14 protein-coding genes are annotated in these 21,577 nt (G+C 39.4%); 5 read left to right on the top strand and 9 right to left on the bottom strand.

The features are described 5' to 3' along the window. Positions 1-59 precede the first annotated feature (59 nt). Positions 60-3,407: a methylmalonyl-CoA mutase family protein gene (locus tag BM143_RS17020; protein ID WP_072921228.1), complete on the bottom strand. Its 3,348-nt coding sequence runs from the start codon at positions 3,405-3,407 to the stop codon at positions 60-62. Between the two features lie 184 nt (positions 3,408-3,591). Here BM143_RS17020 and BM143_RS17015 point away from each other — a divergent pair, with 184 nt between their 5' ends. Beyond that, on the top strand, positions 3,592-3,924 hold the full coding sequence (locus BM143_RS17015; RefSeq protein ID WP_034723174.1) for a hypothetical protein: 333 nt from the start codon (positions 3,592-3,594) through the stop codon (positions 3,922-3,924). Here the strand turns inward: BM143_RS17015 and BM143_RS17010 are convergent. Continuing rightward, positions 3,921-5,033 (bottom strand): DUF3667 domain-containing protein, encoded by a 1,113-nt coding sequence (locus BM143_RS17010; RefSeq protein WP_090025755.1) that lies wholly within the window; start codon positions 5,031-5,033, stop codon positions 3,921-3,923. The two genes, BM143_RS17015 and BM143_RS17010, sit on opposite strands and share 4 nt — an antisense overlap. A gap of 356 nt (positions 5,034-5,389) precedes the next feature. Between BM143_RS17010 and rplM the strand changes: the two genes are divergently transcribed. The 3 genes from rplM to rpsB all read left to right on the top strand — a co-directional run bounded on the left by rplM (position 5,390) and on the right by rpsB (position 7,207). Further along, positions 5,390-5,845, top strand: a complete 456-nt coding sequence (gene rplM / locus BM143_RS17005; RefSeq protein WP_034706094.1) for a 50S ribosomal protein L13 — start codon at positions 5,390-5,392, stop codon at positions 5,843-5,845. A 6-nt stretch (positions 5,846-5,851) separates the two neighbouring features. Continuing rightward, entirely contained in the window at positions 5,852-6,238 is a 387-nt protein-coding gene (rpsI, locus tag BM143_RS17000; RefSeq protein ID WP_034706090.1) for a 30S ribosomal protein S9, read from the top strand. Between the two features lie 207 nt (positions 6,239-6,445). Continuing rightward, positions 6,446-7,207, top strand: coding sequence for a 30S ribosomal protein S2 (gene rpsB / locus BM143_RS16995; protein WP_034723189.1), 762 nt, complete (start codon positions 6,446-6,448; stop codon positions 7,205-7,207). A gap of 319 nt (positions 7,208-7,526) precedes the next feature. On the opposite strand, the gene BM143_RS16990 is transcribed toward rpsB, so the two are convergent. After that, entirely contained in the window at positions 7,527-7,964 is a 438-nt protein-coding gene (locus BM143_RS16990) for a DUF6759 domain-containing protein (protein WP_090025753.1), read from the bottom strand. A 245-nt stretch (positions 7,965-8,209) separates the two neighbouring features. Between BM143_RS16990 and BM143_RS16985 the strand changes: the two genes are divergently transcribed. Continuing rightward, entirely contained in the window at positions 8,210-9,112 is a 903-nt protein-coding gene (locus BM143_RS16985; protein ID WP_090025751.1) for a hypothetical protein, read from the top strand. 244 nt (positions 9,113-9,356) lie between these two features. Here BM143_RS16985 and trmB read toward each other — a convergent pair whose 3' ends face one another. The 6 genes from trmB to BM143_RS16955 all read right to left on the bottom strand — a co-directional run bounded on the left by trmB (position 9,357) and on the right by BM143_RS16955 (position 21,523). Next, the gene (gene trmB / locus BM143_RS16980; RefSeq protein ID WP_090025749.1) at positions 9,357-10,034 is read right to left on the bottom strand and encodes a tRNA (guanosine(46)-N7)-methyltransferase TrmB; all 678 of its coding nucleotides are present in this window, start codon (positions 10,032-10,034) and stop codon (positions 9,357-9,359) included. 98 nt (positions 10,035-10,132) lie between these two features. Then, positions 10,133-10,906 carry a DUF6759 domain-containing protein gene (locus BM143_RS16975; RefSeq protein ID WP_090025747.1) on the bottom strand — a complete coding sequence of 258 codons (774 nt, stop codon included), beginning with the start codon at positions 10,904-10,906 and terminating at the stop codon, positions 10,133-10,135. Positions 10,907-11,108: 202 nt separating this feature from the next. Then, positions 11,109-11,897, bottom strand: a complete 789-nt coding sequence (locus tag BM143_RS16970) for a hypothetical protein (protein WP_090025745.1) — start codon at positions 11,895-11,897, stop codon at positions 11,109-11,111. A 308-nt stretch (positions 11,898-12,205) separates the two neighbouring features. Further along, positions 12,206-15,604 (bottom strand): T9SS type B sorting domain-containing protein, encoded by a 3,399-nt coding sequence (locus tag BM143_RS16965; protein WP_167375306.1) that lies wholly within the window; start codon positions 15,602-15,604, stop codon positions 12,206-12,208. A gap of 113 nt (positions 15,605-15,717) precedes the next feature. Beyond that, positions 15,718-18,558: a T9SS type B sorting domain-containing protein gene (locus tag BM143_RS16960; RefSeq protein ID WP_090025741.1), complete on the bottom strand. Its 2,841-nt coding sequence runs from the start codon at positions 18,556-18,558 to the stop codon at positions 15,718-15,720. 139 nt (positions 18,559-18,697) lie between these two features. Then, positions 18,698-21,523, bottom strand: coding sequence for a T9SS type B sorting domain-containing protein (locus BM143_RS16955; RefSeq protein WP_090025739.1), 2,826 nt, complete (start codon positions 21,521-21,523; stop codon positions 18,698-18,700). Between the last annotated feature and the right edge of the window lie 54 nt (positions 21,524-21,577).

Raw genomic sequence — 21,577 nt, 5'->3', positions numbered from 1 at the left:
AAAACCTCAAAGAAAATTCCTTGAGGTTTAATTTTATCAATGGTCTGCCCGACACGGGCTTACATATTTCTTCTGTACTTACCACCCACTTCAAACAAAGCATTAGTGATCTGTCCAAGAGAACAGTATTTCACGGCATCCATCATTACTGCAAATAAGTTCTGCTGATTGATGGCTGCATATTGTAGCTTTCTAAGAGCTTCCTGAGATTTATCCTCATTCGATTTCTGGAAATTATGAAGCGTTTCGATCTGAACCTGCTTTTCCTCTTCAGTAGAACGGATAACTTCTCCCGGACGAACCGTTGGTGAACCATCTTTTCCAAGGAAAGTATTCACTCCGATGATCGGATATTCTCCCGTATGTTTCAGCCATTCGTAATGCATAGATTCTTCCTGGATCTTAGAACGCTGGTACATGGTTTCCATAGCGCCAAGAACACCTCCTCTTTCCGTAATTCTGTCAAATTCCGTATACACTGCTTCCTCTACAAGATCCGTTAGTTCTTCAATAATGAATGAACCCTGTAATGGATTTTCGTTTTTAGCTAAACCTAATTCTTTATTGATAATCAGCTGAATCGCCATTGCTCTTCTTACGGACTGCTCAGTTGGCGTTGTAATCGCCTCGTCATACGCGTTGGTGTGAAGAGAGTTACAGTTATCATAAATAGCATAAAGCGCCTGTAGCGTTGTTCTGATATCGTTGAAATCAATTTCCTGTGCGTGAAGAGAACGTCCTGAAGTCTGGATATGGTATTTTAGCATCTGGCTTCTTTCGTCTGCTCCGTATTTTATTTTCATGGCTTTAGCCCAGATTCTTCTGGCTACACGTCCGATCACTGAATATTCAGGGTCGATACCGTTGGAGAAGAAGAAAGATAAGTTCGGGGCGAAATCATTGATGTCCATTCCACGGCTTAAGTAATATTCCACATAAGTGAAACCGTTAGCCAGTGTAAATGCCAGCTGGGAAACAGGATTCGCACCAGCTTCAGCAATGTGATATCCTGAAATGGATACGGAATAGAAGTTTCTTACTTTTTCAGTAATGAAGAACTCCTGAACGTCACCCATTAATCTTAACGCAAATTCAGTAGAGAAAATACAGGTATTCTGAGCCTGATCTTCTTTTAAAATATCTGCCTGAACCGTACCACGAACTGTTGCAATGGTTTTAGCTTTAATTTCAGCATAAGCATCAGCCGGGATTACTTCATCTCCTGTAATTCCCAATAGTTTTAAACCTAAACCGTTATTAGAAGGAGGAAGTTCACCGTTATATTTTGGTCTTTCTAAGCCTCTGTCATCAAATTTTGCTTTTAAAACAGCTTCAACTTTAGCTTCAAGCTTATGTTCAGCGATATATTTTTCAACATTCTGATCTATGGCAGCATTCATAAAGAAAGCCAGCAACATCGGAGCCGGACCGTTGATGGTCATGGAAACCGAAGTCATCGCATTAACCAGATCAAATCCTGAATACAGTTTTTTAGCATCATCAAGCGTTGCGATAGAAACTCCCGCATTTCCGATCTTACCGTAAATATCTGGTGGTAAAGCCGGATCCTGACCATATAATGTTACAGAGTCAAACGCTGTTGAAAGACGTTTTGCATCCATTTCTGCAGAAACATAATGGAATCTTCTGTTGGTTCTTTCCGGACCTCCTTCTCCCGCAAACATCCTTGTCGGATCTTCACCGGTTCTTTTAAACGGATAAATTCCGGCTGTGTAGGGGAATCCGCCGGGTAAATTTTCCTGGCCTTTCCACTTGATCAGGTCGCCCCAGTCTGTATATTTTGGTAATGAAATTTTTGGAATTCTTAAGTGGGATAAAGATTCGGTAGAAGTTTCCACCTTGATTTCTTTTCCACGTACAAAATAAGAATAAAACTCTTCATGGAAGGCTTTTTTCGTATCGTCCCAGGTTCTCAGGAAGTCGATGTTTTCCTGCTGAAGGTCTTTTTCTGCTTTTTGATATTCGGCGTCTAATGTTTCATTGGATAAGAAACTTTTTACGCCCTCGATATGATACATTTTTCTGGCAAGCTCAGCCTGCTTTTCAACATTGGCATCATAAATTCTGTTGTTTTCAACAATTTCAGACAGATAACGTACTCTTTTCGGAGGAATGATCGTTACTTCGTCCGTAATTTCCTGCTCTACAAATCCCTGTAAGTTTAATCCTGAGAACTTGTCATTTACTTTTTCAACAAGTCTGTTGTAAAGTTCAGTGGTTCCGTGATCGTTAAACTGAGAAGCTTTTGTTGCATAAACCGGCATATCGTCCAACGGACTTTCCCACAATAAATGGTTTCTCTGGAACTGCTTTCTTACGGCCTGAAGCGCATCAAGCGCACCACGTTTATCAGATTTATTCAATGCTACAAGATCTGCATAATCCAGCATGTCGATCTTTTCAAGCTGCGTAGAAGCACCATATTCAGGTGTCATTACATACATGGAAACATCTGCGAAATCTGAAACTTCCGAACCGGACTGCCCGATACCGGATGTTTCAAGAATAATAACATCAGGAGCGGCCAACTTCAATACATTCAATGCAGAATGAATGAAAGGTGAAACGGAAACGTTATTTTCTCTTGTCGCCATAGAACGCATATAAACTCTCGGATCATTGATCGCATTCATACGGATTCTGTCTCCTAAAAGAGCACCTCCCGTTTTCTTTTTGGAAGGGTCAATAGAAATGATGGCAATTTTTTTATCAGGATTGGAACGGATAAAACGTCTTACCAATTCGTCGGTAAGAGAAGATTTTCCGGCTCCACCTGTACCTGTGATCCCGATAATCGGAATATTTAAATCTTTTGATTTTTCGTCGATAGCTTTTACCAATTCAGGTTTTTCGTCTGAAAAGTTTTCTACTGCTGAAATAATTTTAGCAATGCTTGTGGAATTTTCAAAATCAATTAAATCCAAATCAGCTGCTGTGATATCTTTTCCAGTAGCAAAATCCGATCTTTTAACAAGATCATCAATCATTCCCTGTAAGCCAAGTTCACGGCCATCATCCGGAGAATAAATTCTGTCGATTCCGTAAGACATGATATCTTCAATTTCTTCAGGCAGAATCACACCGCCACCGCCACCAAAGATCTTGATCTGGGGTGAGTTTTTTTCTCTTAAAAGGTCGTAGATATATTTAAAATATTCGTTGTGACCTCCCTGGTATGAGGTTAAGGCAATAGCATTGGCATCTTCCTGGATCGCTGTGTTCACAACTTCCTCTGCCGATTTGTCGTGGCCAAGGTGGATCACTTCACATCCTGTTCCCTGGATCACGCGTCGCATGATATTAATCGCAGCATCGTGTCCGTCAAATAATGACGCCGCGGTTACGATTCTCACTTTGTTGGTTGGAGTATATTTTTGGGTTTCCATATAAAAACTAGAAAATTTCTGAATTTTCAAATATAATAATAAAATAAGAACCGTTTGGTTTTATTTAATGATTTGATTTTAAGAGGATTGATTGTAGATAATAGATTGGTTTTTTACCTGCTTATCAATCATTCGTTTAAAAATGATCAGTAAAATCTCTATTTTTGCATATTATCTATAGAGTATGAAAAAGGCTTTGATGTATTTTGCGTTGGGAACGGCAGTCAGTTTCCTGATCAATTATTTCTTTATTAGTTCAGAGAATGTAGGGTTGGATCTTTATTATGCCATTGCTTTTGGATTGGCATGGGGACTGGCTTACTATCTTGATACCCCGAATTTTTCCTTGCCCGGAAAGCTGGGATTATCATTTGCTGCAATGGGAGTGCTTGTTCTGATAGGCACATTGATTTTTAACGTTCAACTTGCGGTTCCGTCTATTCTGAAGTTTTCTACAGTTTTTGTAGCCTATTATTTAATTGCAAGCTTCAGGGCAAACAAATCACTTCGCCGCTAGTGCATAAGCAAAAAGCTGATGATTCCCAGTCCCATCAATAGAAGGGTAAACAATATAGTGTTGATGGCAAACAGGACCGCGCCTACTATAATGGTAAGAGCCGGATGCGTTCTGTAGGTTCTGTAGTGGGCTATAAAAAAATAGCATCCTGCATAGATTGTAGCAGCGGTAATAAAAAGCCCGTTCATTGCTATAGCAAAACCACTTCCTTCAAAATAGCTCAATAGTTTCTGAGCGACAAAAAGCAACAGGGTAAGAAGCAGTAGAAAGGAAAAGTAGTGGAGCGTAAAAACTCCGTGGTCAAAATACCACCATTTTCTTTTGCTGTGAAAGATCCATAGCAGAAAAGCAAACAAAGGGAGATACAGGAAAAGAGCTTTAGGTAAATTGTGAATCGAACTCTTGATAAACAGATTCGTGATCTCTCTTGGAGAAAGACCTTTCTCCTCCATTTCAAAAATCTTGGCGATAAACGGTCGGAAGGTTTCATATTTATGTCCGTTCTTTTCTTCCCGTCGGTCAAAATCCTCCATAGACTGTAGTCCTATAGATTTTGTAATACTTTTACTCTGAAGTATGTTTTCTACATCGATGTCATTTTTTTTATCATTGGCAGAAGCATTAGCGGTATCCAAGGCTTTTTTTAAGGCTCCACCCGTAAGAGAATCTGCCTTCGCAATTTCCGGAGATTCTTTAAGAAGTTTTTGAACAGATTCATCTCCAATCACTTTTTCCTGAAGTTCTTTTTTTGTGATTTTCTCTTTTCCCGCACCCTGTTTTCCGAAATCCATATTAGCCACCTGGAATGAAATAAACAGGAATGTGACGAAACTTATGAAAATATAAAGTTTTACAGGAGGAACAAATTGTGCTCTTTTCCCTTCCAGATAGATTTTAGTAAGCCGTCCCGGTTTGAAAAGCAAATTTTTCATCGTTCCCCAAAACTGTCCGTCGTAGTGCGTGAAGTCTTCAAAAAAGTGGGTGAACAGATAATAAAAGGGATGGCGGCTTTCGATATTCTCCTGTCCGCAGTGAGGGCAGAATCTTTCTTCGACCTGATGCCCGCAGTTCAGGCATGTTTTATCTTCTCTGATTTTTCCGTGGCTCATGGGATTATTAGGAATAAGGTTTGATCGCAAATATAAATAATTCGCGATATAAAATAATCACATTAGTAATTTTTTGATGGAATGTTTAAAGTAAAGTTAATAAAGAAAGAGCCGAGGGACAAAACTCTTTACTTTATCAGGTGCGTTTTTAGAATCTTCGAAATATTTTTTTTCAACGGTCATTCATTTTACAAGTTCTGTGCCAAAGAGAAAACAGTTGTTAAAATCTATTAAAGCACGGTGAAAATCCGGAGGTGATATAGATTAAATAAAATATGTTTTCGGGTTACGAAAATTATTTGTACCTTTGCACACCCTTTTAGGGGAAAATTATGTTTAATCTTTAACTAAAACGTGTGAATACATTAAGTTACAAAACTGTTTCAGCGAACAAAGCTACTGCTAATAAAGAATGGGTTGTGGTAGACGCTGAAGGACAGCCGTTAGGAAGACTAGCTTCTACGGTTGCAAAGATTTTGAGAGGTAAGCACAAAACGAACTTTACACCTCACGTAGATTGTGGTGATAACGTTATCGTTTTGAATGCTGGGAAAATTACGCTTTCCGGAAATAAGTGGGCTGATAAGACTTACATCTGGCATACAGGTTACCCTGGTGGACAGAAGTCTATGACTGCGGCTGAACTTCAGAAGAAAGATTCTTTAAAAGTATTAGAGAAGTCTGTAAAAGGTATGTTACCTAAAAACAGATTAGGATCTGCTTTATTGAAGAACCTTTATCTATATGAAGGAACTGAGCACAAACATGAAGCTCAACAGCCTAAAACAATTAATGTTAACGAATTTAAATAATTAATTATGTCTATAGTTCACAAAATCGGAAGAAGAAAAACTTCTGTAGCTAGAGTTTATGTAAAGCCAGGTTCTGGTGTGATTACAGTAAACGGTAAAGATGCTGCAACTTATTTCTCTACAGACGTGATGGTTTATAAATTAAACCAACCGTTCATCCTTTCTGAGACTGTTGGTCAGTATGACGTTACCGTAAATGTTTTCGGTGGTGGTAATACAGGTCAGGCAGAGGCTATCAGATTAGGTATTTCAAGAGCTTTATGCGAGATCAACGCTGAGTTCAGATTAGCATTGAAGCCTGCTGGTTTACTTACAAGAGACGCAAGAATGGTGGAAAGAAAGAAGCCAGGTCAGAAAAAAGCAAGAAAGAGATTCCAATTCTCAAAACGTTAAGATTTCTTGTGGGCGAATGGCTTATGGCTGTTGGCTACAGAAATGTATTAAATTTTTTTTAAACTTAATCTCGGCGCAAAGCCAATTGCCACAAGCAAACAGCAAACCGCCAATTGCCCGTTACGTTTAGCATCCAAACACTTCTCCCATCTAAAGAAGTTGTTGATTGTTTAAGAAACGGAAAGTAAACTAACAAAAACAGAAAACATGGCAAAAGCAAATGTAAAAGACCTTTTAGAGGCTGGCGTACACTTCGGTCACATGACCAGAAAGTGGAATCCAAATATGGCTCCATACATTTTTATGGAGAAAAACGGTATTCACATTGTAGACTTACATAAAACAGCAGTTAAATTAGATGAAGCTTGTAGTGCTTTAGAAAAATTAACTTCTGCAGGTAAAAAAGTTCTTTTCGTAGCTACTAAGAAGCAAGCGAAAGAAGTAGTTGCAAAGCATGCTGCTGAACTTAATATGCCTTATATTACAGAAAGATGGCCTGGAGGTATGTTAACGAACTTCGTTACAATCAGAAAGGCGGTAAAGAAAATGAACCATATCGACAAAATGAAAAAAGACGGTACGTTCGAAACTTTATCTAAAAAAGAAAGATTACAAGTAGACAGACAAAGAGCTAACTTAGAGAAAAACTTAGGTTCTATCTCTGACATGGTTCGTCTTCCTTCTGCAATCTTCGTTGTAGATATCATGAGAGAACACATCGCTGTAACTGAAGCTAAGAAATTAGGTATTCCAGTTTTCGGTATTGTTGATACAAACTCTGACCCAAGAAAAGTGGACTTCGTTATCCCAGGAAACGATGATGCTTCTAAGTCTATTGATATGATCTTAAACATTGTTTCTGATTCTATCAAAGAAGGTCAGTCTCAAAGAAAAGCTGATAAAGAAAAATCTAAAGAAGAAGGAGAAAAGGTATCTGCTGAAACAGATGCTGATTTCGATGCTGAATAATTAAAGATTTTCTTTAATATAGGAAAAACGCTGGATCTTGGTCCAGCGTTTTTTTGTTATGTCATATACTTTCCAACAGGTATAGTAGTGAACAAATTATAAATATCGGATAATTCTAAAAGTTTTTGATTAAACAAAGATTAATTAATCTCGCATAGAACGGATCAGCAAAAATAAAAATCTGCATTATTTGATTAATCTGCGTGAAATCTTAGATCATTATATGTCCATACCCTTCATAGGAATCAATGAAATTGATTCTGATACATTGTAATAATTGATCTTTGCGTCAAAGACCGCTCTATAAAAAGGATTTTTGTTAGTTGGTAAGCTTAATAGCGTATGATGTTGAAATGAATTTCGTAGACTGATAAGAAGAATTACAAAGCATTCCTGAAAGTCTGTAATTCTGGTTTTTAGGAACCATGGTATAACCCACTTTACCCGAAGCTATCGGGATCTTTTTAAAGAAACCGTTTCCGCTCACGGTAAGAACCATATTACACCGTGACTGATTCTCTACAGAAATCGACGTTTTGGGATTAGAAGGAGAATCTGCGTTCAACAGATCATTTAAGACATCTGCCGTTTCAGGTTTGTAAGTTTTAATAAGCTCAGCATACTCCCTTTCCGTAGTGGCTGTGCTGCTTCCTGAACCCGTAGGATATGTAGTTCTTGTAGGATAGCTGCCGTAATTTACATTACAGCTGTTGAGGATGGTGAATGCTATGCCATAAAACAACAATGCTTTTTTCATTGTCATATTTATCTTAATTAAGATTTTAATTTACTAAATATAGTGAAATTAATAATGATGAATAGGAAAGGGACAAGATGTTTTTTTTATTAGTTTATAATTTGATGTAAATGTATTTTTTTTTATTAATATATTTAATTATTCGATATTATATTTTGTTTTTTTTGTCAAAAAAGTGAATTTTATCTTTTAAAGTAGCTTTTGTTTTTTCGCGATATTATATTTGTGGTACAAATACAAATAGAATGAAAAACAAAATTATTTTTGCATCTGCAATGTTGTTTGCGGTTATTGCACAATCTCAAGTTGGTGTTAATACCACCCTCCCCTCTAGTACGTTAACTGTAAATGGATCATTTGAGGCACCTTACACTTCTATAACGGGAAATTATACACTGACCAATCAAGATTATCAGGTATCTTTTACCGGAACATCAAATACTGTACTTACATTTCCTTCTAAAACTACGACAAATAGCTCAGCAAATGATTTCAGAGGAAGGGTATATTTCATAAAAAATAATAGTGCTTCTAACACATTAACCCTGACCACTGCTTCTGGAGATTTTTTTAGGTTTGGAGGATCTAAGGCTAATGCTAATACTTACTCATTAAGAGCAGGAGCTTATGCTTTGATTACGGCTAACGAAACCACTGGATGGGATATTGGTGCTATAGCGAATGCTGGGAATAATAGCTGGATGCTCAATTCCACTGATTTAAATGGCGTTATTAATACTGCCCAACAAATACCGGCAGGAAACAATTATACAACCATTAATAATTCTAGCGTTACCGTTACGGTACCTACAGGGGCAAGTCAATCAAGAGTAGTTTTAAGCTTTATAGGTTGGGGCGACACTTATACTGGTGCCGCTGGTATGGGATCTCTTCGTTTTCGGATTCAGCAGACAGGTGTTTCATCTGCTACTTACAACAGTGCTATGATGTGTTCTTGGGCAGCCACTCACTCAAATGGAGATGGTGTTAGGTTTAATTTTCCTTTAAATTATTCTTTAAATAATCTTGCACCAGGGACCTATACTTTTGCTTTGGAAGTGGTACGGGAGGGTGCAGCAGGTGCTGTGGGTAACCCTTTTCAAATATGGGGAGTACAGAGTAAAGCAGATGTCTATATCAAAGAATAAAAGGAGTAATTCATAATTGTGATACAAACGGTCTTTATTAATAAAGACTGTTTGTGTTACATATAGAAGATACTATTGTTTTAAAGATTAGTAATTTGCTTGGTTTTAAATCCTCCGGAACCCGGGCTTAACTCGTAACAGAGTTACTTGGTTTTAAAGGTTATTCATGAAGCAAAAAACAGTAAAGATGTAATGATCTTTACTGTTTTATAATCCTGTATCGTTTCTTCAGATAGGAGAATTTTTAATGTATTCTAAACTTTATATACGTTATCGTCTTTCCTTTTGCTGAGAAAAGCTCTTCATAATAGGTTTTTATATCTCTTAAATGTTCTGTACCCGGATCATATTCAGGAGCCCCATAGATATCGTGGTGTGCGCTGATGATTTCATGCCCTGCACCCTGTAGATACCCTAAAGTATAACCATGCAGAAACTCTGAATCTGTTTTTAGATGAACAATTCCACCCGGTTTCAGGAATCTCTTGTACCGTTCTAAAAAGTCAGGATGGGTCAGCCTGTGCTTGGTACGTCTGTATTTGATCTGAGGATCTGGGAATGTAATCCAGATTTCGTCCACTTCATTTTCAGCAAAAAAATGATCTACCAGCTCGATCTGTGTTCTCAGGAAAGCCACATTATTCATGCCGTTTTCTACAGCTTCTTTAGCGCCGAACCAGAATCTTGCCCCTTTGATATCGATCCCGATGAAGTTTTTTTTAGGAAATGTTTTCGCAAGTCCTACAGAATATTCTCCTTTTCCGCAGCCCAGTTCCAGTACAATTGGATTGTCGTTCTTGAAGAATTCCTTTCTCCATGTTCCTTTAAGGGGAGAACCTTTCAGCGCATCTTCTCTGGTTGGCTGAATTACGTTCGGTAAAATCTTGTTTTCTGCGAATCTTGCTAGTTTATTTTTGCCCATCGAGTCATTTATAAAATCCCGCAAAAATAGCAAATTTTACATAGATTATCGTGCCTTTTACCTATAAAAGACATGTACTGAGTATATTTATGAAGGGTTTATGGAGCAGCTGAAGTTCCCAGTGCTACCATGATTGCTTTCTGGATTGTTTTCTGTGAAGCGTACTGCGCGCCGCAGACAAGGCTGGTGAAGAGATACTGGCCCTTATCTATGACAATCGAGCTCTCATCATGGGCCGGAACAGCGAGCCTGTATTTGGTGGTTCCTACGCCTTCCATTCTGACAATGATATTGCAGTCGGATTTGTTCTGGATAAGAACGATACTTTCTTTACTGTTGGGGTCGTTATCGAATAACGAGTTTAATATTTTTACGGTTTTGTTCTGGTGCTCTACAGGATTCACGGCCATCAGCATATTGAATTCTTCGGCTTCGGCATTGGGAATGGCTGTATTGGCAGCGGCATTAACGACAAATGTGTTCTGGGCAATACTTGGGGTATAAACCACGTTGGATTTTTTAGCAGCAAGTTCTGCTTTATATTTTGCAATCTGTTTCTGTTTGATAATCGCATTCATTTCATCGAAACTGATCTTCGTAGACGGTCTTCTTTTCAGCAGGGCAAGCATTTCCTGCATATCTTTTACTTTCTGATCTGCGGGATGGGCGTCTTTAATGTAGGCGGTCATCAATTCCATGACGCGGGGTTTCAGAACAGACCTTCGCGGATCATCAGGATGGGCATCTCTGAGGAAAGCATTGATCTCATAGATGTTCTTACTTTTTATAATATTGCTGTAGTCTTTTCCCTTTTTCTGGGCAGACACACTAAAACAAAGAACGGAAACAAAAAGTAAAAGTAATTTTTTCATTGACTAATATTAAGTAAAAGTTTGGTGTTCTCTCTTAATTTGTGTTTGGTCAATTAGTTTCTCAATAATAACGGTGTTCTGTTGTTTTTATTTTAAACACTTAATTGTGATATGAAATTAAGCATAATTTTAAACAAAAAAGAAATGTATACTATAAATTTTACATAGTATACATTTCTTTAGTAGTATTTATTTCGAAAAATTACTTGATTACTTCCTGAAGATTCGAGGTTTTCAGCCTTTTCTGATAGATCGGAAGATATTTTTCAATCGGGACTTTTATCGCTTCAAAATTGCCGGCCAGTACATATGCCTCTATATTTTCTGAGGTATACACAAACTGAAGGAAGTTATCGATAAGGTTTTCCGGAATCTTAAATTTGGCAAAATAATCTTTCCCAAGATAATTTTTGATCTGAGACACAGAATTATTCATCCTTTCATAGGCCATATAACGTTGCTTTTTCTTTCTGTCTCCCGAAAGGATGTCGTAGATGCTTTCCAGACTGAAAGTAAGCCCTCCGTCCCGTAATCCGGCCACAGGAAGCTCAGGAGAAGTTCCGTCACCTTTTGGCTCAGGCAGGCCGATCACTTTTTTAAGGGCCAGTCCTTTATCTACTTTCCGGATAGAATTGACGTCATATCTTAGATTTCCGGTAGGCTTAAAGCGGTTTAATACAATTTCCTGGATCTCGTAATACGCAATTTTTAATTCTATTAAATTTTTCTGCTGTATCATCTGGGAAGTCAGTTTCACGTCCTTTCTTTCAGTAACAATGGAGGTAAAGCGAATCACATCCCCCGGAACTGCAGGTATGTTATAGGTGCCGTTATAATCGGTAAGTACGGTTTTCTGAGTATTCAGATTGGTGACATACACCTGGTTAAGATATAAGATCGAATTATCTCTTAAGAATACCTCTCCGGAGTAGATCTGTGCACTGACTTTTGCTAGAAAAACCAGCATCAAAAGGGTAATTAGCTTCTTCATATAATTAGGGCAAAATTACGTAGAAATACAGCAATTTATACCTATTAAGATAGTGATCTCAGGTTAAAGTTATATTAAACTTTAATACTAAACTGTTAATGAATGTTATAAACTTATATAAATTAGAACGATAGGGTAAAATTTCAACCAATATCACGAAAATGATTTATCTTAAATTCAGAATAAAAAATCCCCTTTTTACCAATGCAGCAAGGAAATCTGGAGATGGAAACCAGTAATTATTAAGCCCTGAAAAAGCAATAATCCTCCTTCTTCCAGCTTCCATCTTTAGTCTCAGCCTCAAACTCCTATTTATGCTTCACCAGCAGCCAGCTCGAATATTTTACCGTAGTAGCAGTTCCAAACTCGCTCCAGCTGATAAAATACCAGTAAGTGGCGGTAGGAACAGGCCTTCCGCCCATTCTTCCGTCCCAAGTGTATCTGTTGTCCGGACTTCCTCTGAAAATCTCCGCTCCGTAACGGTCGAATATTCTGAATTCCAGATTGGTGTTGCTCATTAAGGCAGAATAATCGATCTGTTCATTATGTCCGTCACCGTTTGGAGTGATGGTATTGATCAGGTTGATGATGGCAAATGGTCTTGTCACTTCTTCACATAATTTGGAATCTCTTACAAAGACTTTATGGGCACCTCTTGGTACATTGTTGAAAATATTTGAACTCTGCCAGCTTACTCCGTCAAGAGAGTATTCATAAGGAGGTGTTCCACCGCTTGCGCCTACCGTTACTGTAGTTCCGTTGATTTCAATAGAAGTGATCATTGGGGTGGGTGATTCAGTTACGGTAACAGTTTGTCTGTACACACAACCATTGAAGGTAAGCTCTACCCAGTAAGTTCCCACAGTGACATTGGAAATGGATGGCGAAGTGGCTCCCGTGCTCCACAGGTATTTTTCAAACCCAGGACCGGCATCTAATGTTGTTGTAGCCTTAGGGCAAATTACTTTGTCCTTTAAAATATCAGACCCCTTAGGTGTCTTAATTGTAATTCTGATGGAACCCACCTCAGGACAGACTCCGTTTTTCTCGAATCTGATGTAATACGTTTGAGTCCCTGTGATATTTACAGTTGCTGCTATTGGGCTGGTATTATTCTGTGCATTGGCTAAAGTGGTAAAGAAGGTATAAGTAACGTTCGGATCTATGGTAAACGACGGGATAAACTGAGCGAGATTAACCGCTTTTGTTCCGTCCAGATCATCATCACAGACATTGGTAGCCACAGATGTTGTTATTAAAGGAATTCTCGCTCCAATACTGAATTGTAAAGGTTTTACCACTACAGCACAGCCATCCGGAGATTCCACTCTGATATAAATGGTTGTAGTGGCCGTATAACTCCAGCTGTTAGGAAGCGTATTGGCGTTTCCGGCATTGGCATCAGCGAGTGCAGCGTAGTATTTTACAATGGTGAAATAGCCCGGGTTATTCAGGACAATGCCTGTGATATTCGGGAGTATGACGGTAACCGTTCCGTCCATATTGTCATCACAGAAAATGCCGTTGTAATTATTCAGAACGATGGCCAGATTGTATAGGGTAAGAGTGATTTGGGCAATACTTTTGCAGCCCATACTGTTTTTTACGACAGCATAGACGATAGTGCCGTCTGCAGCTGTATAAGAATTGGGTGCGGTGATAAGAGCTGCTAAGTTTTCTGTCTGGGCATCTACAAGTGTAGGGTAGTAGGTGATATCTACCGGTGAATTGTTGGTAACATTTGCAGAGGTAAGATTAAAGGTTCCCTGCCCATTAATATTACACGCTTTTAAGGTCACATTCATCACCTGAAGAGATAAAATATTGATCGTAACTGTTACTGTTTCACAATCCGTAAAAACAGGATCATTTCCACAAAATGTATAGGTAAAAGTATCCGTTCCTGTAGTTCCGGGTGTAGTCACATTGTACGTAATGACGCCGGTTACAGAATTTATAACCGCTGTGCCCAAAGTTGGAGGAGTCACAATAGCCACTGTAGAAGGTACCGGTGTTTGTGTAGAGGTTGTAAATACTGGTGTGATGGTCTGCGTAGTACAGACATTATAGGTTGATGTACTTAATTTTGTACAGTTAAGTACCTTGAATTGTTCGGTGACCAGCGGTGCACAGCTTCCCATGGTTACTGAACAGGTATAAAATCCGGATTGTGTAGGGGTAATGGATGCCGCGTTAGCCCCTGGAATAATAGATCCGTTCACATACCACTGATACGTGTCATAAATGATCGGGTCTACCGTAAGAACGATGCCCGGAACGCAGGTTCCTCCCGACCTTAAAATAACAGGCTGAGTAGGAAAGCCCGCAAAAAAGCCTCCATATCCTACAGCATCGCTTCCTGCATTGATTCCTGCAGTAATCGCCTTATCTGAAACTACTGTGATGGTTCCCGTTACATTGGGAATACCATACGTTACCCAGTTGGTGGTCCCCGTCATATTAAACGGACCTGTTGACGCCAGGGGAGTTGCTCCGTTGACCTGAACATTGGCCCCACGTTGGGTAATAAGATTCAGCTTTGTAGGAATATTTAGGATTCCGGAAGGGTTGGCATTGGAGTGAACAAAATTCTCATTAATAAAACCCAATTCATTAATCTGTTTCGGAAGATAGCAGTTCAGGGCGGGAATAAAATTAAATCCCCCGGTGGCTACCTCACTTCCGGAAGCAGAATCTCCTGCGAGAACCTGATAGACGTAAGCATTTTTAGAGGTTCTTAAATAAAGATTATAATGACCTCCTCCCTGATTCATATATTTTGAATCGGGAATAACGAAATACTGACCCGCATTGATCGTCGTAAGAGGAGGAACTTCATCGTTGACAAAAATCTGGGTATTATCTTCCGTGGCAATGACGATGGCTCCTTCCATATTGGTGCCGATGCTACCGTTTCCTTTGACAAGAGCAAACTCAGTTCCCAGTCTTTCTACAGGAACGGCCTGATTCATTAGAATATCAGAACTGGTAGGATTGTTTCCCGCATACTGACCGTTGAAATTTCCATTGGTCACATTGACCGGTTTATTAGCAGTGATTTTAGCTCCGATAAAGGGATCTGTATTCCCGGGAGCTGAACCAATACCGTCTATAATATAAGACTGACCTTTATTGAGGGTAAAGGTCATGGTAGGATTCGTGGCTCCTGTAGTTCCGTTTGAAAATTCTGCGGTAGGTTTATATCCGCTTATGGTCACTGTTGTATTGTCTTCCGTAGCGAGAACGCTGGCCATAAAGTTTAAAATAGGATTATTAACCGTAATGGGAGCGTTGGCAGCGTAAAAGTTTTTTCCGGTGGAAGGTATCCCTTTCGAAGTAATGATCTCTGCGTGATTAAATACCGAGAATCTCAGATTGGCATAAAAAGGAAACTCGGCCTTTAGATATAATCCTTTTGAAGTAGGGGTGAACAGATCCGTCTGGCTGGTGGTAATGATATAATTTCTGAGTACATCAAATTTCTGGGGATTGTTTTTGCTGATATTTACTGTGCCTATAAGCACATTGTTGTTATAAATATTTACCGGAAAAGAAGTGGTTCTATTGGTAGATAAGTATAATTTCTGATACGGATTCGGACTTCCGCTCCTGTCCATCATGGGAGCAAACCAATGTTCTCTGTCCAATTGGGCAAAGCTAAAGGTGAAAATACAAAATATAAATAAAAAAGATAAAGTTTTCTTCATTCAGTGCGGGAGTTTAACACAAATTTAATAATAAAATGTATTCATCGCCTGAAAAAGTAATAAAAAAACCGCGATGTTAAAATCGCGGTTTTAAAACTCATATTTTTCAGTAATTATTCTCTGCCTTTTACAAGAATCCAGCCTGTATATTTTACAGGAGTTTGCTTACCTGCAGGCTCATTCCAGTGAATTTCAAACCAGTAGTTTCCGGTAGAAACTCTCTTGCCTCCAATGGTTCCGTCCCATTTATAGCCGTTGGTTTTATCACCCTGGAATATTTTGCTTCCATATCGGTCGAAAATACTAAACTCAAGGTTCTTTTTAGCCGACAGCAATGAATAATCCAGAACGTCATTCACGCCGTCACCGTTTGGTGTAATAGCATTGATCAGGTTTGGAATTGTGATTTCCACTTTGATAGGGTCACAGTTGTAGCTGTCCTTCACATATACTGTAGATATACCTCTGGTCACATCTGTGAATATATTGGAATCCTGCCACTGAATATTGTCGATCGAATACTGATATGGCGGATTTCCACCTATCGCATATACGGTAACAGTAGTATTGGAAATTTCAATATTGGAAACCACCGGCTGTTCTGAAGCATACACTTTTACAGTCTGAAGGGTTACACAGTCTCCTGTTTTCAGTTTTACCCAGTACGTTCCCACACCTGCATTTTGTATAGCCTGTGTAGTAGCACCTGTGCTCCATGCATACCCTGAGAAACCGGGGCCGGCATCCAGTGTTGTTTTGTCTTCAACACAAATGATCTTATCAACAAGGACTGTAGATTTCACAGGAGGAAGAACGGTCAATGTCACCTGTGCTACTCTGTAGCAGCCATTTGCATTGATTACTTTTACATAGGCAACGCCGGTAGGAGCAATGTAGTTGGTAGGATTCAGGATCTCGTTGGTGCTGTTGTCAGCATCCGTTGGAGATGGGTAGTATTTTTTAGTAACTCCCGGCTGTACGGTGACAGGGGCATTTGTAAGGTTAAATAATCCGGTTGCAGGATTATCCTCCAGAAAACACGCTCTTAAAGCAGCATTGTTAACGGTAGGACTTTCTGAAACAGTTAAATTTAGCGTTACCTGCTCACAATCTGTAAAGTTCGGGTTGTTTCCACAGAATTTATACACAAAAGAATCAGGGCCTACATAATTAAAAGCAGGCGCATAGCTGATCACACCTGTAGCAGGATCAATCACTGCATTACCGTTTGTAGGAGGAGTGATGATGGTCACAGAGCCCGGGACTACAGCCTGGGTAGAATTTGTAAATGTCGGAACGATTAGCTTTACCCCGTCACACACGGTTTGGTTTGATGTAGTTTGTGTAAGGCAGGTGTAAACTTTGTATACAGGAGTAATGATCGGAGGACACGAACCTACTGTAATTCTCACGGTATATTCGCCTGATTGTGTAGGTGTAAAAGAATTCGTTGTGGCCCCAGGAATAGGAGTTCCATCTCTGAACCACTGATAAGAATCAAAACTGTCATCCAGTTCCAGTACAATTCCCGGAATACAATCACCTGTCTGCTTGGCAATAACAGGAATGGAGGAGAATCCGGCAAAATATCCGCCGTAACCTACCACACCGCTTCCTCCGGAAATACCGGCAGTTACAGCTTTTGTAGAAGTGATGGTAACGTTTCCTGTTACATTCGGAACAGAATAGGATACCCAGGATGTAGTTCCTGATACCGGATAAGGTCCCTGAGCAGCAGGAGGAGTAGCTCCGTTTACCGTAACTCCGGCTCCTGTTTCGGTAAGGATATTTAATTTTACATTGTTGGTCGTAGGAGGAAGGATATTAATATTCCCTATTTCGTCAATTCTTCTTGGAAGATAACAGTTCAAAGGCGGAATATAATTAAAACCGATGGTAGCATTACTTGTAGCTACACCGGCCAATAGCTGATATACATAAACATTTTTGGTTGTTTTGATGTACATATTGTAATGGTTGTTCCCCTGATTGATATAATTGGTGTTATTCAGTTTGTTGACTCTGTAGCTTTCACCTTCATTCAGAGTGACTACCGGAGCTGCTCCATTATTGATATAGACCTGCGTACCGCCTTCGGTAGCTACAATCAGGGCGTCTTCCATTCTTTGGCTGATGTCTCCGTTTCCTTTTACTAGAACGAATTCATTTCCCAATCGGTCGGTGGGTACAGATTGATCCATTACAATATCAGATCCGTCGAAAAAACCACCAGGAGGAATAATGGCAAACTGACCGTTGAAATTTCCGTTGGTTACGGAAATAGGTTTATCAGCTTCTATCTTGGCTCCAATGAAGCCTTCTTTGTTTCCTGCCATATCACCGGTTCCCTCAATGATATAAGACTGTCCTTTATTAAGGGTAAATGTAAGGGTAGGATTGGTTACAGCTGTCCACCCGTTGGTGAAAATTACATTGGGAGAATAGTTTGAAACAGTCACCACCGTATTATCTTCCGTAGCCATAATACCAGCGGTAAAGTTCAGAGAAACAAGAGGATTTTCTAATGGTGAAACTACAGCATAAAACTTTTTACCGATTCCGGCTTTGCCTTTAGAAGTAAGGATTTCACCATGACTGGTCACAGAAAACCTGAAGGTAGCGAAATAAGGTTTGGTTCCTTTGGTATAAAGCCCCTTGTTCACTGGCGTAAACATTTCCGAGGTGTTGCTGGTAATGATGGACCCCAAAGGAATCGTAAATGTTTGAGGAGCACCTTTAGCAATGGTTACTGTCCCAAGCAGGGTATTATTGCTGTAGATCTCCACAGGAAAAGGAGTCGTAGAATCTGTTGAGAAATATAACGCCTGCTGTGGAGAAGAAATCTGGGTGCTTCTAGCTGCCATAGGAGCAAACCAATGCTCCGTATCTCTTTGCCCGAAAAGCGGATTGATTGCTGTAAGCAGCAAAAGAAAAGTGAGTAAAAATATTTTCATTTATCTGAGAATTAGGATTGTCGCAAAAATAGGAGAATATTTAATGTGGAATTGCAAAATATGTAAAAAATGTTGATTTTAGGTTAAAAAAAAACCGCGATCGAAGATCGCGGTTATATATTTTATTAAGAAGGATAGCTTATTCAAGGTTTTTAACTAAAATCCATCCTGTGTATTTGATTGGAGTTTTGTCCTTATTGGATTCATTCCAGTTGATATGATACCAGTAAGTTCCTGTTAAAAGCTTTTTGTCATAATGCTTTCCATCCCATTTGTAATCATTGAATTTATTTCCGGTGAAGATCATGTTTCCGTATCTGTCATAAATTACAAAAGAAAGGTTTTCTTTATAAGCTAGCTCGCTGTAGTCGATATAGTCATTTTTATTATCGCCGTTAGGAGTGATGGCATTGATCAGATTAGGAATTGTTACTTCTACTGTTGTAGGATCACAATTGTAAGTGTCTTTTACATAGAATGTGTGCTGACCTCTTGTAAGGCCTGTAAACACATTGGAATCCTGCCAGTTTGTAGGTGTATCTACAGCATATTTGTAAGGTGCTTTTCCTCCGTTTACAACAACGGTAGCTGTAGTATTTGAAATTTCAATCTTAGTGATTACCGGATCTTCTGCTTTTCTTACTCTTACAACTTGCTTCAGTGAACATCCGTTTTTACCCAGGATTACAGAATATTCTCCGATACCTACATTTTGGATGGAAGCTGTAGTAGCTCCTGTGCTCCATAGGTAAGAATCATATCCAGGTCCTGCATTCAGATTTGTTTTGCTGTCTACACAGATAAACTGGTCAACAAGAATTGGAGATTTTTTAATTGGAAGAGCGATCAGTTCAATTTTTGCATTGGCTGTACATCCTTCGCTTGTCGTTACTTTTACATATACGAATCCTCCGGCAGACGGATAATTGTCTGGTGTAGTGATTTCATTAGTTCCAGCAGTAAGGTCAGCCATTGTAGGATAGTATTTTTTTACTACCAGATTGTAGTCTGTAACGCTGGCTTTCGTAAGATCGAAATAAGCATAAGGATCTACATCATACTGACATGCCTTGATTGAAGCATCTCTCACCGTGAAAGGTACTACCGTAAGATTTAATGTAATCTGCTCACAGTCGATAAACTCAGCAGCATTACCACAGAATTTATAAACAATCTGATCCGGGCCATAATAGTTGGCATTAGGCGTATAGGTGATCGTTCCGTTTGAATTAACCACTGCTACTCCGTGTGCTGCCGGTGTAATGAGAACAAGTGTACTTGGCACTACTGCCTGCGTTGAAGATGTGAATGCAGCTGTAATTACTTTTGTAGAACATGCATTGAGTGTCTGAGTTGTAAGTTTCAGACAGCTGAACACTTTATAAACTGGTGTCGTAACCGGCGGACATGTACCCATGGTTACTTTTACCGTATAGTTTCCTGATGTTGCAGGTGAGAATGTATTGGCAGTTGCTCCCGGAATTGCTGTCCCGTTTAAGAGCCATTGGTAGGTTTCATACCCGTCATCTACTTCCAGAATGATTCCCGGTGCACATTCACCTGTTTTTTTAGCAATAACAGGAATCGAGGAGAAACCGGCGAAATATCCTCCGTATCCTGCGGTACTGTAGCCACCGTTGATTCCGGCAGTTACTGCTTTATTGGATGTAATAGTAACGTTTCCTGAAATACCCGGTACAGCATAAGTTACCCACTGGGTGTTTCCGGTTAGAGGATAAGGCCCCTGGTCAGGAGTAGGTGCAGCGCCGTTTACCATAACAGTAGCTCCGGCCTCCGTAAGAATATTAAGTTTCAAATTAATGGTTGAGGTAGTAATACCCGGCATCTCATTAATTTTACCAATTTCATCAATCTTTCGGGGAAGGAAACAGTTTAATGGCGGAATATAGTTGAATCCACAGGTTGCATTATCAGCATTGATGGCCACAAACTGGTACAGATAGACATTTTTATTGGTCGAAATGTACATGTTGGCATGAGTTCCTGCTCCTGGCTGTGTGATGTAGTTCACTTCATCAATTCTGTACCATCCACCTGCACTCAGAGTAGCAGCGGGAGTGGTGGAACCGTTTAAATAAACTTCAGTATTGTTCTCTGTAGCGATGATAATTCCCCCTTCCATATTGGCTGCGGGCTTGGTAGACTTGGTTTTTACGATGGCAAAAGTATTCCCCAGTCTTTCTGTAGGAACAGACTGATCGAGTACAGCATCCGACCCACCGGGTGAATCTACTCCAAAGTTACCGTTGCTGCTTCCGTTGGTAAGAGTCACAGGTTTATTTGCCACCACCTTGGCTCCGATAAATCCGGATAGGTTCGCATCTGTAGTTCCGGGACCTGCTAAAATAAATGATTCTCCCTTGTTTAAGGTAAAACTATGTGTATTTCCTGTAGGCGTTCCTCCATAAAATACCAATCCGTTGGTAGTCCATGATACGGTTACATTGGTGTTATCTTCTGTAGCCAAGATTCCAGCTGTAAAGTTGTAATTACTTGTATAAGTGCTTGAAGCAGGTGTATTGGGGCTGGTAGCGACATAAAATTCTTTACCGATACCTGCTTTTCCTTTACTGGTGATGATTTCACCATGGGAAAACTGTGCAAGTCTCAAACTGCAGTAAAAAGGTTTATCTCCTTTCAGGTATAGTCCCTTGGTGATCACTTTAAATGCGTCTGTTGTAGCTGATGCAAAGACAAAACTGGCCGTTGGAGTATAGGTAACAGGATTACCTTTACTTACTGTAACGGTAGTAAGCAGTGCATTATTGTTGTATATCTTTACATCAAACGGAGTTACAGAATCTGTAGAAATATACAGTGTATTCGTGTAAGCTGTTGATACGGTATTGTAGTAGGGTGCAATCCAGTGCTCTGTGTCTCTTTGGGCAAAGAGCGAATGAATTGTAAAAAACAACAACACGAAACTGAGTAGATATCTTTTCATGTGGGTAAGGAATTAGGATTTCTACAAATTTAAAATAATATTTGAAATAGTATT

This window comes from Chryseobacterium oleae (genome assembly GCF_900115055.1).
Taxonomy (GTDB): domain Bacteria; phylum Bacteroidota; class Bacteroidia; order Flavobacteriales; family Weeksellaceae; genus Chryseobacterium; species Chryseobacterium oleae.
Note: the sequence above shows the minus strand (reverse complement) of the source record. Positions and strands in the feature narration are given on the sequence as shown.

Coding starts and splice junctions, on each gene's coding strand:
- BM143_RS17020 (WP_072921228.1), bottom strand. CDS start 3,407: ATGGAAACCCAAAAATATACTCCAACCAACAAAGTGAGAATCGTAACC.
- BM143_RS17015 (WP_034723174.1), top strand. CDS start 3,592: ATGAAAAAGGCTTTGATGTATTTTGCGTTGGGAACGGCAGTCAGTTTC.
- BM143_RS17010 (WP_090025755.1), bottom strand. CDS start 5,033: ATGAGCCACGGAAAAATCAGAGAAGATAAAACATGCCTGAACTGCGGG.
- rpsI (WP_034706090.1), top strand. CDS start 5,852: ATGTCTATAGTTCACAAAATCGGAAGAAGAAAAACTTCTGTAGCTAGA.
- rpsB (WP_034723189.1), top strand. CDS start 6,446: ATGGCAAAAGCAAATGTAAAAGACCTTTTAGAGGCTGGCGTACACTTC.
- BM143_RS16990 (WP_090025753.1), bottom strand. CDS start 7,964: ATGAAAAAAGCATTGTTGTTTTATGGCATAGCATTCACCATCCTCAAC.
- BM143_RS16985 (WP_090025751.1), top strand. CDS start 8,210: ATGAAAAACAAAATTATTTTTGCATCTGCAATGTTGTTTGCGGTTATT.
- trmB (WP_090025749.1), bottom strand. CDS start 10,034: ATGGGCAAAAATAAACTAGCAAGATTCGCAGAAAACAAGATTTTACCG.
- BM143_RS16975 (WP_090025747.1), bottom strand. CDS start 10,906: ATGAAAAAATTACTTTTACTTTTTGTTTCCGTTCTTTGTTTTAGTGTG.
- BM143_RS16970 (WP_090025745.1), bottom strand. CDS start 11,897: ATGAAGAAGCTAATTACCCTTTTGATGCTGGTTTTTCTAGCAAAAGTC.
- BM143_RS16965 (WP_167375306.1), bottom strand. CDS start 15,604: ATGAAGAAAACTTTATCTTTTTTATTTATATTTTGTATTTTCACCTTT.
- BM143_RS16960 (WP_090025741.1), bottom strand. CDS start 18,558: ATGAAAATATTTTTACTCACTTTTCTTTTGCTGCTTACAGCAATCAAT.
- BM143_RS16955 (WP_090025739.1), bottom strand. CDS start 21,523: ATGAAAAGATATCTACTCAGTTTCGTGTTGTTGTTTTTTACAATTCAT.